Origin of the sequence: Prevotella sp. MA2016 (assembly GCF_000619825.1) — a bacterium.
In the GTDB taxonomy this organism is placed as follows: Bacteria; Bacteroidota; Bacteroidia; order Bacteroidales; family Bacteroidaceae; genus Prevotella.
The window spans coordinates 624,544-639,357 of the sequence record NZ_JHUW01000006.1; the positions used below are offsets into that span (position 1 = coordinate 624,544).

Here is a 14,814-nt window from a genome sequence, read left to right on the forward strand (position 1 = left end):
ATGAAAACGATATTGGTGAGACGATGGGCATGGATAGTACTTGTGCTACTGTGCCATATGATAGACCTGATGGCTGCACAAAAGCGCGTGCTGGTGCTGGCCGAATTAGGAGGGCAGCATGATGCTTTTACCCAAACGGGACTGCGCTGGCTGCACCAGCAGGCAGAAGAAATGAATTTCAGCATCACAGAACTTGATGACTGTAACAAATTGCAAGCTGGTGACATCGCTCAATACGATCTGGTGGTGCAACTGAATTATCCGCCCTATGTATGGAGTCCGGTGGCCATGAAAGAGTTCGAACAGGCTATTGATAAGGGGACTGTAGCATGGATTGGTTTCCATCATGCATCGCTGTTAGGTGAGTTCGACGGCTATCCTATGTGGCTGTGGTTCAGTGACTTTCTTGGAAGCATCCGATTCCAGAATTACATTGCAGAGAAGGCCGATGGACAAGTGATAGTGGAAGATCCAGGGCATCCTGTGATGTCGGGTGTCAATCCAAAGTTTCTGATTAAAGAAGACGAATGGTACATTTATAATCAGACGCCTCGGCGACATGTGCATGTGCTGGCAAGTGTGGATGAAAATACCTATCATCCTGCTTCTGGTGTGAAGATGGGCGATCATCCTGTTATCTGGACAAACCTCAGTAAACCTGCTCGTAATGTATATTTCCAAATAGGGCATAGTGCCTCACTTTTTGATAATCCTGATTTCGTCAGAATGTTTACCAACGCACTTCTCTGGGTGCTGAACCGTCCCATGAAGTGCTATGCAGAAGCATCACTCGAAAGCGAAATGAAGGCTCAGCCCATCGTCGCCTCAAAAAGGATCAATGGAAAATGGGTGTTGGCACTACCTGTCAGCACTGGAAAGCGAGCCATAGGTCCGAAAGATGATCCAGATTATGCCATTTATGGTACATCGAGTATCACCATTCCTCTGAATAACCATAACCTGGAGGACTGGAATCGTATCTCCTTTGATATCCGTACAGATTTGGATGCTGGTATCGCTAATGTAAATGTGGCTGTAGATAGCCATCCTTACAGTGGGGTGGGAGCTCATTTGGTGAATGTGGAGAAAAAGGTTTGGCAGCATGTAATTTATCAAATAGAAGAGATGCCTCGTAAAGAGGTCACCGCCATACGGCTTTATACGGACATCAAGGGCAGAAATCTCTCTAAACAGGACTCTATTCATTACGAAATCCGTAACATGCAACTGGAACGTGTGGCACAGCCAGAGCAGACTGCAGGTTGGCAGGTTGCACCAGGAAAGATGGCTTATTCAATGTCTGGCTATTTTACAATGGGGCCTAAGACAGCATTGGTGGCTGGTCAGGGCGGAAATTTCAAACTCATCGATGAACAGACACATCGGGTAGTGTTTCAGGGAACAACGCAAGTGGTGCCATCTACTCTCAACAGTCAGTTGGCTGTCATCGATTTCTCCGATTTTCAGCGAGAGGGTATCTATAGTCTGGTATTAGACGATTTACATTCGGCACCATTTCCTATAAGTCGGCATGCATTGGACGGTACCATGTGGAAAACGCTGAATTTTATCCGTTGTCAGCGTTGTGGCGATGTCGTTGATGGTATCCATGCCAGATGCCACACGGATGTGTTCTGTGATCACAATGGACAGCCATTCAGCTACGGCGGTGGCTGGCATGATGCAGGCGACTTGTCGCAGCAAACACTTCAGACTGGTGATGTGACATTTGCATTGCTTGAAGCATACCAGGTGTGCAAACAACTCCATCCACAATTGGCCGAACGTTTACTCGACGAGGCCCAGCACGGGCTTCGGCAACTTATGAACACTCGCATGGGTGATGGCTGGCGAGCCAGTAGTATAGGACTGCTTCACTGGACTGATGGTATCGCTGGTACAGAGGATGATATCCATACTGTACGTAAACAGCATCATGCCTTCGACAACTATCTTTATGCTGCTTATGAGGCTTATGCATCCTTGCTGCTAAACGATGAGCAGTTGAAACAGGTGGCCATTGAGGACTTTGGCTTTGCAGATAGTCAGTTCTTGGTTCATGGTCTCGACACCTTTAAAATTAAAATGGAGCATACTTATGGCATGCCTGAGAGCATATGGATGGCTGCTGCCTCGTGGTCGGCATCCATGCTCTACCAGCTGACAGGTGAAAAAATCTATGCTGACAAGGCCGCGCAATACATTCACTATACATTGATGTGTCAAGAGCAGTCAGGTGAGATGGCTGGCTACTTCTATCGTGACAGCACGCACCAGTCTATAGTGCATTTTATGCACCAGTCGAGAGAACAACTACCTATCCAGGCGCTTGTCGCTCTTTGTGAGAGTCAGCGTCAACATCAGGATTTCCACCATTGGCAGCATGCCTTAACATTATACGGTCAGTATCTCAAAAAAATCATGAAGGTAACTCTGCCTTATGGGATGATTCCTAGTGGTATCTATCAGGATCAGAGTGTGCGTCGCTTCCCTCTTTGGACAGATATCTTTAATGGCAACGAGGCATTGATACTTGCTTCGGGTAAGGCTGCTGCACTTTGTGGCAGATTCTTGGATGATCAGGAACTGAGTGATATTGCTATAGAGCAACTCTATTGGACACTTGGCAAGAATCCATTCTGCCAGTCGCTCATGTATGGCGAAGGTCATCGCTATCCCTCTCAAGACAGTTTCTCGTCAGGAGAAATCGTTGGTGAGATGCCCGTAGGCATTCGTGCTATCGTGGATAAGGATATGCCCTATTTCCCGATGACGAATAATGCCTGTTATAAAGAGGTGTGGCTTACTTCGGCAGGCAAGTGGTTATCTCTGTTAGCTGAACTGAAGAAGCTATGATTACTTGGATAAGTATTTTTTTCAATATACTGCTGTTGGCAGTTGTCGTCTGGCTCCTTCATAGGAGACGGCAGATGGATGAAGTTGACTGTAAGGCGCCGCGTCCAGAAACAGTAGCTACCCATATCAAGAAAAAAATTCTAGTGGTGGGTATGGATGAGGATACAGAGACGAATCTGAAAGCAGGTTTGCAGTCTGACTATGACTTGGTGTTCGTGAAGAGTGGACAGCAGGCTATCCATATGATTGAGGATATCAAAGCCGACCTTGTCATATCCGAATATCTGATGCAGGATATGGGTGGCGATGAACTCTGTCATGCCATCAGAGAAGATGCAGAAACCTGTATGCTACCAGTCGTATTCCTCTCGTCGCTATCCTATAGTACTGATATCGTTTATGGTTTGGAGGCTGGTGCAAAAGACTTTATCACCAAACCATGCGACATGTCGATACTGAAAGCCAGAATAGGAATTGTACTCGAAGAACCAACAAAAGGACTTCCGGATCTGAGCAAGTCTGGCGCTGTCAAGGAAACGAGTGATTTGGAATTTCTGCAAAGACTTGATAAGGTTATCAGGGCGCAATTGTCCAACAGCGAGTTGCAGATTAATGATATCTGCCAGGAAATGGGGATGAGCCGTACGGCTATGTTTACCAAAATCAAAGCCACAACAGGGCACTGTCCAAATGACTATTTGCGAATATTCAGACTGAATGAATCGAAGAGGTTATTGGAAGCGAAACTATGGACGATAGCAGAAGTAGCAGTAAAAGTGGGATATAATGATCCCAAGTACTTCAGTACCTGTTTTAAGAAACAATTTGGCTTTTCCCCAAGTAAGATGATGAAATAAACAATAAAATAAAACAAATATGGAAACTTATTTAGGTTTAGATTTAGGCGGCACTAAACTCCTGATAGGCGAGGTTGATGGCCAAGGGAACATTTACAATCACAAGCGTTATGACTCTGGCTATTTCAATCAGCAGGTGGCTTTTGATATTATCCGTCATTCTTTGGATGATTATATCCATCAGGTGGGTTGGTACAAGCAGCCGCCCGTAGCAATGGGGGTTGGATTGATAGGACGTGTTGACTATGAACAGGGTATCTGGCAGCAGATTGATCCCGAGCGAACCTACCCAATGCCTCTGGCACAGCAACTGTCTGAAACGTACGGTATGCCTTGCTTTATTGACAACGATGTGAAGAGTGCCACGCGTGCAGAGATGATGTGGGGGCATGGTAGGGTGTCACGTAACTTCTTATATGTCAACGTTGGTACGGGCATCGCTGCAGGTCTCGTTATCAATGGGCAACAAGTTCGTGGTAGTCATTTTAATGCTGGCGAAGTGGGACATGTGAGAGTGGGAGTTCAGGTGGGCGTGAAATGTCCATGTGGTCGAGTTGACTGTGTGGAGGCTATTGCTTCCGGTATGGGCTTCGACCGTTGTGCCCGTTTACTCCAGAAACAATATCCTACTGCATTGCAGATTCCTACAGTGAATGGTGAACGCGTTGACGTGAGAGATATCTTTGCCCTCTATGGACAGAATGACCCCTTATGCAGAGTGCTGGTTGACAATGCTGCTGAGGCCTTAGCCAATCTGATTATGAACTTGGTGCGAATGACCGATCCCGACACGGTGGTTTTAGGAGGTGGCGTAGTTGCAGATGGCTTCATGCTTGAACATATTGAGCACTATCTGCATCCTGTTACCATGCGATTCGTATCTAATGGTGTTGTACTTACCAAACTTGACCCGCAATTTGCAGGTCTCTTAGGTGCTGCGGCTATATCCATGAATTCTAAATAATCCATAGGTATGATGAGTATTACTATCGTAGAGAATGAGTCGGTCTTCGATCTGACTGCCTCACAACGTGTCATCAGGCAGATACTATTAAAACCAGATAGCGTTATCGGTTTGTCAACAGGTAGGACGACTAAGAATATGCACCGCAAAATTGTGGAACAACATCACAGAACGCCTTTTGATGTCAGTCACGTTACGTTTTTCGGATTGGACGAGGTGATGAATGTGCCCCGAACTTATGCTGGTGCTTGTTATACGATGTTGAAGACGGAGTTGATAGACGACTTGGGCATCGATAATGCCCATTTTCTGATGCTGCCCACCATGAGTTCTGACTGGGAAAAAGACTGTAAAACATTTGTTGATAGTATAGAAGCGCGTGGGGGAATCGATCTCCTGATACTTGGATTAGGGGAGAATGGACATCTGGGATTCAATCAACCAGGTACACCATTTGAGAGTGTGGCTTGGACGACGAGGATGAATGACGAGCTGGAGGCGCGCATTCGCCAGGAAACACAGACTCCTCTAAGTCTCTCTTTGGGTGGTGTCACACTGGGTATCAAGGATATCATGCATGCCAGGAAAATCGTTTTGGTGGCTAAGGGGGCGCATAAGGCCGATATGGTGCGCAGCATGTTATATGGTCCTGTATCAAGAGCAGTGCCAGCCTCAGTACTTCAACTTCATCCTCAATGCGAGTTTTTGTTGGATGCTGCTGCAGCTAAATTTGTGAAACGTTAAGAAGATGATTGATATGAATTCAAAATTGCAACCGCAGACAAACTATTTTGGACCATTCCTCACAATGGTCTTTCTTTTTTTGATTGTAGGATTCCTAACTACAGCCAACGGACAGTTCCAAGGGCCTCTCAAGGCGGCTTTTCTTTCAGATGCAGGTAGCCTTAAAAACACTCTAACCACACTGGTAACCTTCTCTTGGTTTCTGGCTTATCCCGTTTGTGGCCGATTGGGATCAAAGTGGATTGAGTGTTATGGCTACAAGGGTACACTCATACGTGGGCTCATGGTGATGACCATTGGATTGCTATTGTTTTTCCTCTCCTCATGGTTTACAATGCATCTGCCTGATGCTGCATTACAGTTGAATGATCATAGCATTCCTGGCGGATTCTTTATTTTCCTGTTAGGATCCTTTGTTGTCGGAGCTTCGGCTACTATTCTGCAAGTGGTGATCAATCCTTACCTTACAGCCTGTAACGTTAAAAGCACTCAGGCAGTGCAACGCCTGGCTATTGGTGGTACAGCAAATTCGGTAGGTACTACGATAGCCCCCTATTTTGTGTCGGGCATTGTGTTTGGTGGTCTTGCGTTGGAAGAAGTGCAAATCCAACAGTTGATGGTGCCTTTCCTGGTATTGGCGGCTGTTGTATTCATCATCATTTTTATTCTGCTTCGCCTCTCTCTTCCAGATATAAAGGGGACACATCACGAAATGGGTGAGAAGCTGGAGAGAAGCGTGTGGTCTTTCAGTCATCTGGCGTATGGCGTGGTGGCTATCTTTTTCTATGTGGGATGTGAGGTGTGTATTGGTACAAACATCAACCTCTATGTCAGCGAGGATCTTGGATTAGACATTTCTGTATGCACGTTGATGGCAACACTCTATTGGGGTGGCCTGTTGGTAGGAAGAATGTTGGGAAGCACACTCAGCACCATCCATCCTCGTGTCCAATTGATATTTACCACAACGATGGCCTGTTTATTGGTTATAATGGCTATGCTGACTAATAACCCATGGATATTGGTGGCGGTAGGTCTATGTCACAGCATCATGTGGGGAGCCATTTTTACTTTGGCTGTATCAAAACTCGGAAAATATACTTCTGTAGCTTCTGGCGTATTCATGATTGGAGTGGTTGGCGGTGCCCTGTTGCCACTCCTCCAAGGCCTACTGGCTGACTGGATGGGCCATTGGCGTTGGTCGTGGTCCATCGTTCTTTTCGGCGAGTTGGTCATGCTTTTCTATGCACTCATAGGTTCTAAAGTCCGGCAATCAGCTCTTTAAGGGGCTTACTTTCTGATAGTGAAGGTTAATAAAATGACAAATATGTGTAGCATGATAGTTTTTCTACACTATTTGTCATTTTGTTAACCTCTTTTTTGTGTATAAGGCCTAATTTTGCTCCCCGTAATAAAACTAAAAAGTCGAAGCAAACAATTATTATTAACTCTAATGTTATTTTGAATGGGAAAGTTATGCAAAATGAGTCTCCTCTTGTTGGCCTTGTTGCTACAAGGAGTGTGCCTTGCACAAGGCTTCATTGATGTGCGAGGTTGTGTTACTGACGAGCAGAACGAACCGATTATTGGTGCCACTGTGCAAATCAAAGACAAGTCGAAGGGCACAGTCACCGATGTCGGAGGCAATTATCTTTTGTCGAGAGTTCCCAAGGGTACGACCTTGGTATTCTCTTACGTTGGTTGCAAATCTGTGGAAATGAAAGCGACAACGGGACCAATGAATGTGGTTCTTGTGGCAAGTAATGAGATGCTCAACGAATTAGTGGTAATTGGCTATGGTCAGCAGAGTAAGGTCACACTGACAGGCTCCGTGTCAAACGTGAGTGGAAAGGAACTCCTGAAGTCGCCTGCTGCCTCTCTGGGTAATGCCCTTACTGGTAAGTTGCCTGGCCTGCAGTCGGTGCAGTACACTGGTGTTCCTGGTGGCGATGATCCTGTCATCCGCATCCGTGGTATAGGCTCTTTCAATAGTGCCGAACCGCTCGTGTTGGTAGATGGGGTAGAGCGTGAGTTCAGTCAGATTGACCCGAACGAGGTGCAGGATATTTCAATCCTCAAAGATGCTTCTGCAACGGCTGTTTTTGGTGTGCGTGGTGCTAATGGTGTTATCCTTGTAACTACCCGTCGTGGTGCCGTGGGGAAACCAACCATCTCACTGACAACCTCATTCGGACTGCAACAGATATCCAGATTTCTCGAACCTGCCAGCTCTTATGAATATGCTACTGCCTATAACCATGCCCAAGAGGTGGAAGGGGTGGCCGAAGATGGATGGAAATTCTCGAAGGAAGCTATCCAACACTGGAAGGATATGGATATGCCTACGGTCTATCCAAGCACCAACTGGTTCAAATACCTGATGAATGATCATGCCTGGCAAGACCAATATAATATTAATGTGTCGGGTGGCACAGAACGTGCCAGATATTTTGTTTCTGCAGGAATGCTCAACCAAAATGGACTGTTCAAGACTTTCGGGCAGAGTGATGATGCCAACTTCAAATACCGTCGTTATAATTTCCGTGCTAATCTGGATGTTGATTTATCCCAACGGAGCACGCTCTCTATTGGCATCGGTGGACGTATTGGACGTCGTAACTCTATCGGTAATGGCGAGTATAACGGCCAGTCGGGAGTCTTTGGCGTAGAGGGACTGCTTAATAACGGTACACCTATGTCGGGCTATGGTCTTGACAACAGAGGGCGCCGTATTGTCTCCGATCCCGATCTGGTGGGTGCTGTAGGCTCAGATGGTCTAGGTCTCATCTACGAGCATGGTTATACCACACAGCGTCAGAGTGTAGTGAATCTCGACCTGCAGTATAAGCTCAAACTCGATTTTATTACCAAGGGTCTTGATTTCCGTATCAAGGGCTCCTATAACTCTGATTATACGCAGCAAAAGGCTCGTACCACGGGTGGTGGTATCAACTATAAGGCTACTATCGTCAAAGGCGAATATGATGATGATGGCTCGCCAAAGATTGCGTATGTCCGTCAAGGTGACTCGTGGCCGCTTGGCTACAGCGAATCGAAATGGGGTGGTAGAAACTGGTATGCTGAGGCGAGCCTGAACTATGCTCGTAAGTTTGGTGACCATAATCTTGGCGCCCTCGTCCTTTATAATGAATCCAAAAACTACTATCCTGGCGGTCAGTATAATTCTATCCCTCGTGGCTACGTAGGTATGGTGGGACGTTTGACTTACGACTATCAGACAAAGTATATGGTTGACTTTAATATGGGTTACAATGGCTCAGAGAACTTTGCCCGAGGTAAGCGTTTCGGCTTCTTCCCATCAGCTTCTCTTGGTTGGATAGCCTCGTCTGAAAAGTTCTGGGAACCTATCCGTAAAGTCATTTCTTATTTTAAGATTCGTGGCTCAGTCGGTAAGGTTGGTAATGACCAGGGAATAGGACGTTTCCTCTATCTGCCTGGTACTTGGCAATTCTACAATAATAATGGTGGTGCCTGGTGGACCAACGACCGTACAGGTAACTTCGGTGTCAACAATGGCTCATTCATGCCGGGTGCACGCGAATCTACCAATGGTAATCCCGATGTGACTTGGGAGACTGCCACCAAACAGAACTATGGTTTCGACATTCATTTCTTCGACGACCGTTTGAGTTTTGGTTTAGACCTCTTTTGGGAAGATCGTAAGAACATCCTCGTTTCTAATGAGACCACCATTGCCAGTATCTCTGCTTTGAAACCCAACTCGATTAATTTCGGTCGTGTGAAGAACCATGGTTATGAGATTACGTTGCGCTGGGCTGATAAGATTGGTGAGGTGAGCTATTCTATAGCGCCAACTTTTGCTTTTGCTCGTAATGAGATTGTTGAGATGGCCGAAGTGAAGAAGGAGTTCCCCCATATGTATCATACAGGACATCCTGTAGGACAGCCTTTCGGCTATGAATTCTTTGAATTCTATGTGCCTGGTCAAACCGAACAGCATTACAAGGATGTTTATGGTGTTGACATGCCTGACCAACAGATAACGCTGCGTCCTGGTGATAGTGTGTTTGTCGATTATACTGGTGATGGAAAAGTGGATGCCAATGATGTGCATGCCATCGGCTATAGCGACATTCCAGAATATACTGGTAGCATTAACGCAACACTCAACTGGAAAGGTTTTGATTTTTCCATGACCTGGGTGGGGGCTACCCACGTCAACCGTCAGCTGAGCTCATTCTATACACCAGCTTTTGGTACTGGCAACCAGTCGATGCTGAACAAGTGGGTGTATGATAACTCGTGGACGGCAGACAATCTGAATGCCATACTGCCTCGCATCTCTCTTGAGAAATCGGCACGTGAGCATAATGGAGCCCTTTCGTCTCCATGGATGGTTGATGCATCATATATCCGTCTGAAGAACATGGAAATTGGCTATTCGTTCCGCATACCAGGAATACCCATCAATAATATCCGTGTTTATGCCAATGGCTACAACCTTCTTACTTTCACAAGTTTCAAGGCTAATGACCCAGAGGCGCAAGCCGGTTATGGTAGCACGCGTTACCCCATGACTCGCGTCTATAACTTCGGAATTAACTTTAACTTCTAACAATCAAGACAATGAATTATATCCAAAAACTCAAAATGAAGACCGCTGCCATGCTCTGTGTTGCTGCGAGCTCACTGGCTTCGTGTGTAGATGATATAAATATTGGAAATGGCTTTCTCGATAAGCAGCCGGGCGTCGATGTGACCATGGACACCATTTTTGTCAAAGGAGAGAGTGCCAAACGCTTTCTCTGGCACATGTATGGTGCCATGCATAACCCCTTCACCTATACTGGTGCAGTATGGTACTCGCATCCCGATGCGCTTACTGATATCTGTCAGTCATACTGTGGATGGCATAATTTGGGAAAATACTATGGTGGCGACCTAACTGAAACAGATCAGGATAATGGCGGTTTTGTTAAATTCCCTTTTATTGCTAATGGTGATGGTAATAGTCGTGCTGGCATCTGGCGTACGATTCGTGAAGGGTGGATCTTTATGGAGAATATCGATCGTGTCCCCGACTTGAGCGAATCAGAGAAGAGTCAGTTGCGTGGTGAGGTCTATGTTATCATGGCCTCGCGCTATTTCGATGCCTTCCGTAATTTCGGTGGTCTTCCCAAAGTAGATCGTTCTTACCAAGCTGCTGATATCGTAGATGGCAAACGTATGAGCGTTATCGAAACTGCCGAATTTATCGACCAGCTCCTTCAGGCGGCCATCGATGAACCAGGTCTGCCCTTCTATGTTCAGGACCAGGCTTCGAATTCTGGTCGACTGACTAAGGGCTCGGCTTATGGTCTGCGTGTGAAACTCTGGAATTTCGTGGCTTCTCCTTTGTTCAATAGCGACCAACCTTATCTGCAGTTTACGCGTCATGAAGAGAATCAGGACCTTCACCAGATATGGACAGGTGGCTATCAGGCGGATTTGTGGCAGAAGGCGCTCAAGGCTTGCGAGGATTTCTTCCAGGCCAATAGTGCGAATGGCAATTATTTCGCTCTTGTTCAGCCTGAAGGTAATACTGAACAAGACTATTGTAATGCTTTCCGTGCAGCTTACTGGTTCCGTGGCAACAGCGAGAAGGTGATTGAAGTGCATGCTGGTCCTGGTAACAATGCCTGGAATGGTGACTGGAACGTAGAAGGTATGGATGAGTTTGGTATGGCCCTCTTCACCCTAGAGTACATGGAGATGTTTGGTATGGCTGATGGACGTAACTTCCCTTACGACGATGTGTTCAATACTGATAACTCCGATAATGTGGATATTTTTGCCAATCGCGATCCACGTCTCTATGAGACGATGGTGGTGAATCGCAATAATCTGGTTGAACAGTATAACGGACTGTCGAGCACAGAAATCTGGCAGGGTGGTAATGTCGATCAGAACTTCAATCCCCAAGTCACCGATAACCCTTGGTCAACACGACTGAAACTATTTAAATATCTCCGTGACAACGGTTATGCTGCTTACTATCCCACCAATTATGCTTATCTGCGTATGGCTGATATTCACCTTTGCTATGCTGAGGCATTGGCACAGACAGGTAACTTGCAGAAAGCCTGCGACGAAATGAATAAGGTACGTGCACGTGTAGGATTAGGTAAGGTAGAGGTGATGAATCCAAAACTCAACCTCACATCCAACAAAGATAACTTTATCGAGCAACTTTTCAAAGAGCGTGCTTGCGAATTTGGATATGAAGACTCTCGTTGGTATGACCTGATACGTTACAAGAGATCAGATATCTTCAAGAAGCAGGTGCACCAATTACGTGTATGGCGTAAGGATGCCAATGGAAAGAAGATGGATCCTGCTGACTATCATGGCGATACGAGCCTTCAGCCTGGCGAACCATGGCCTGACTGTATCTATGAAAAGGTGCCTTGTACCAATAATATCCGTGTATGGTGGGATACCAATAGCCAGACCAGCAAGTGGAACGATAAATGGTATCTTTCACCTATCTCACGAGATGAAATCAATAAGGGCTATGGTCTGAACCAGAACCCCGGTTGGTAATTCGGATTAAAAATATCAATAAGACTTAAAGAATATGAAAACAAATAGAATGTTGATCGTTGCAGCGGTGGCTTTCTCTCTGACGGCAAATGCGCAGGTGAGACTCAACGATAAGAATGCAAATGCCTATGATTTGGGATATGGTGTGGAAATCAGCGATTTTTTTAGCACGGCTTCCGCAACCACAGTCACAGGCGAAGAATTGCAACAAACTTCAGCAGCCAACCTTGCTCAGGCACTCTATGGGCGATTTCCTGGTCTCACGGCTCTTTCTACAGGTGGCTTTTCTGGTGACGAAGATAAGGGGGCTTCATTTAATATCCGAGGCTATCATACACTCAATGACAAAAGTATCCTGATACTCGTGGATGGTTATGAGCGACCTATCAACCGCCTGACCGTAGAGGAGGTAGAGAGTGTTACTGTGCTCAAAGATGCTGCGGCAACTGCTCTTCTTGGTCACGAGGGAATCAATGGCGCCATACTTGTGAAGACGAAACGCGGTGCTGAAGGTAAAACGCATGTGAAGGCTGGCTATGGACATAAGTTCTTGTTCAGTCCGGAATTTGCGGATATGGTGAATGGCTACCAGTATGTTACTGCACTCAATCGTGCACGCATCAACGACGGACTTGCACCAGCATATACTGAACAGGAACTGAACCTCTTCAAGGATGGTTCTGATCCATACTTCTATCCCAACATCAACTGGCGTAATCTGACTTTCAAAAACAAAGCAGAGGAAGATCATGCGTATCTTTCTGTCTATGGAGGAACGGCTAAGGTGAAATACTATACACATATTGATTATACCGATGCGCGAGGGGCTTTGAGGGATACTAAACTGACCGACTATAATGCGCAGCTGCGACAATCGAAGGCAAACATCCGTACCAATCTCGACTTCAATCTCTCTAAGACAACGCTCATGTCGGTGAACCTCTTTGGAATGTTCCAGGAAACCAAACGCCCTTCTGATTTAGGGGCTGACGATGCTGTCTATGCTATCTATAGTCTGCCGGCAAGTGCCTTCCCCCTGATGACAACAACAGGTGTGTGGGGTGGTAACGAGACCTTTGGCGATGCTAACCCCATTGCTAAAATTCAGGAGTCAGGCTTCTATAAGACTCACCAGCGCCAACTGTGGGTAGATGCTAAGCTGACTCAGAGTCTGGATTTCCTACTCAAAGGTTTGAACCTGTTTGTCAGTGCTGGCTATGCCAACTCTTCGATCTATGCAGAGAACATGCACAAGGCGCATGAATATGGTTACGAACGCTACACTGGTGCTATCGGTGATATCAGTCATGTTGCCCTGACCACATTCGGCAATAAGGAGACTAACCTCACCTTCAGTAATTGGAATGCTGGTCAGTGGTGGAAAGCTAAATCCAGCATTGGACTCCACTATAAGCAGTCGTTCTTTGGCGATGACCATTTCAGTGCCACAGCCATCTATACCAATAGCGGTTCCAGTGCCGACGGACGGGGAAACACCATCTATCGTCGGAATATCATGGGTGTCTTCCACTACGACTTTCTGAATCGCTATATAGCCGACCTTGTACTTGCTGGTAATGGCTCTAATCGCACCTATCCTACAAAATGGGCATTCTCACCCACCTTATCGCTCGGTTGGATCTATGCCAATGACCATGAACATCTGCTCAATTATGGCAAGTTGCGCGCCTCGGCAGGCATACAGCATACCGACTATATGCCTACCTATGGCATGTGGCTCCCCACTTGGGATGCTTCGCATGGATATGTGATTATTGGTAATGACTATAGCGCGACATGGGGCGCCTCGCTCGGCTCTTTTCCTACCACCGATTTCTCACAGGAGACATCAACAAACTTCAATTTGGGCACCGATCTGCGTCTGGCAAATGCCCTCGACCTCTCGTTTGATGCTTTCTATCAGCTTCGCAGTCATATCATGCTTTCTGCAAGCAATGAAAACTCTTCGGTAGTAGGCATACAGTCGTCATATAATGATGTGGGAAAGGTTAAGAGCTATGGTTTTGAGGTTGCGGCCAAATATGCCAAGCAGATTGTGCGCGACCTCCATCTTCATATTGGAGCCAACTTATCATGGGCACGCAATGAGGTAACCAGATATATCGGCACACCTACTTATCCTTTGCTCGATCCTGTGGGGCATCGTGTGAACGAGGCTTGGGGACTCAAGTCGGCAGGTTTCTTTATGAACCAGGATGATGTTAACACCAGCCACCGTCAGGAATATTCTGTAGTAACACCTGGTGATATTAAATACCAAGACCTGAATGGCGACCAGGTTATCAATGCCTTCGATGAAACCAGTCTGGATGGTCCTACTGGCATCCCGGAACTTAACTATGCATTCAATGTGGGGGTAGAGTATAAAGGGCTTGGTCTGAATGCTTGGTTCCAAGGTACGGGCAATTATATGAAGACACTCCCTTCTGCCATATGGGGTGGTATGGCCAATAACGGTAATCTGTCTGTTGACTACTTCAATAACTGCTGGGATGTGGTTGGCGACAAAGCGCTCTATCCACGTTTGACAACCCTGAATAGCAGTAATAACAATCAAGCAAGCGATGTGTGGATAAAGCCTGTTCATTTCTTGAAAATGCGCAATGTGGAGGTTTACTATAAAGTTCCTGCCAAGGTGCTCTCAAAACTCTCACTGACCGATGCCAAGGTGTTTGTACAGGGCGAGAACCTCCTTTCTTTCGATAATGTGGATGCCATGGATGCTGAGGTGCTTTCTACCGCTTATCCTATGTTCAAAGGTGTCAACATTGGTGTTACATTAACTTTCTAATATGATGATTATGAATA

Annotated in this window: 8 protein-coding genes; all 8 read left to right on the forward strand. The window is 46.2% G+C overall.

Features of this window, described 5'->3' with window-relative positions; all coding sequences use genetic code 11:
• On the forward strand, positions 1 to 2,856 hold the full coding sequence (locus T360_RS14430) for a ThuA domain-containing protein (RefSeq protein ID WP_081772656.1): 2,856 nt from the start codon (positions 1 to 3) through the stop codon (positions 2,854 to 2,856).
• Between the two features lie 74 nt (positions 2,857 to 2,930).
• Positions 2,931 to 3,713 (forward strand): DNA-binding response regulator, encoded by a 783-nt coding sequence (locus tag T360_RS0102335; RefSeq protein WP_197019253.1) that lies wholly within the window; start codon positions 2,931 to 2,933, stop codon positions 3,711 to 3,713.
• Positions 3,714 to 3,732: 19 nt separating this feature from the next.
• On the forward strand, positions 3,733 to 4,677 hold the full coding sequence (locus tag T360_RS0102340; protein ID WP_028911368.1) for an ROK family protein: 945 nt from the start codon (positions 3,733 to 3,735) through the stop codon (positions 4,675 to 4,677).
• A 12-nt stretch (positions 4,678 to 4,689) separates the two neighbouring features.
• On the forward strand, positions 4,690 to 5,421 hold the full coding sequence (locus T360_RS0102345; protein ID WP_028911369.1) for a 6-phosphogluconolactonase: 732 nt from the start codon (positions 4,690 to 4,692) through the stop codon (positions 5,419 to 5,421).
• Positions 5,422 to 5,434: 13 nt separating this feature from the next.
• The gene (locus tag T360_RS0102350) at positions 5,435 to 6,706 is read left to right on the forward strand and encodes an MFS transporter (protein WP_028911370.1); all 1,272 of its coding nucleotides are present in this window, start codon (positions 5,435 to 5,437) and stop codon (positions 6,704 to 6,706) included.
• A gap of 198 nt (positions 6,707 to 6,904) precedes the next feature.
• Entirely contained in the window at positions 6,905 to 10,018 is a 3,114-nt protein-coding gene (locus T360_RS0102355) for a TonB-dependent receptor (RefSeq protein WP_231488034.1), read from the forward strand.
• A gap of 11 nt (positions 10,019 to 10,029) precedes the next feature.
• Positions 10,030 to 11,985 (forward strand): RagB/SusD family nutrient uptake outer membrane protein, encoded by a 1,956-nt coding sequence (locus T360_RS0102360; protein WP_028911372.1) that lies wholly within the window; start codon positions 10,030 to 10,032, stop codon positions 11,983 to 11,985.
• Between the two features lie 34 nt (positions 11,986 to 12,019).
• Complete coding sequence (locus T360_RS0102365) at positions 12,020 to 14,797, forward strand: SusC/RagA family TonB-linked outer membrane protein (RefSeq protein ID WP_028911373.1); 2,778 nt, start codon at positions 12,020 to 12,022, stop codon at positions 14,795 to 14,797.
• Positions 14,798 to 14,814: the final 17 nt, after the last annotated feature.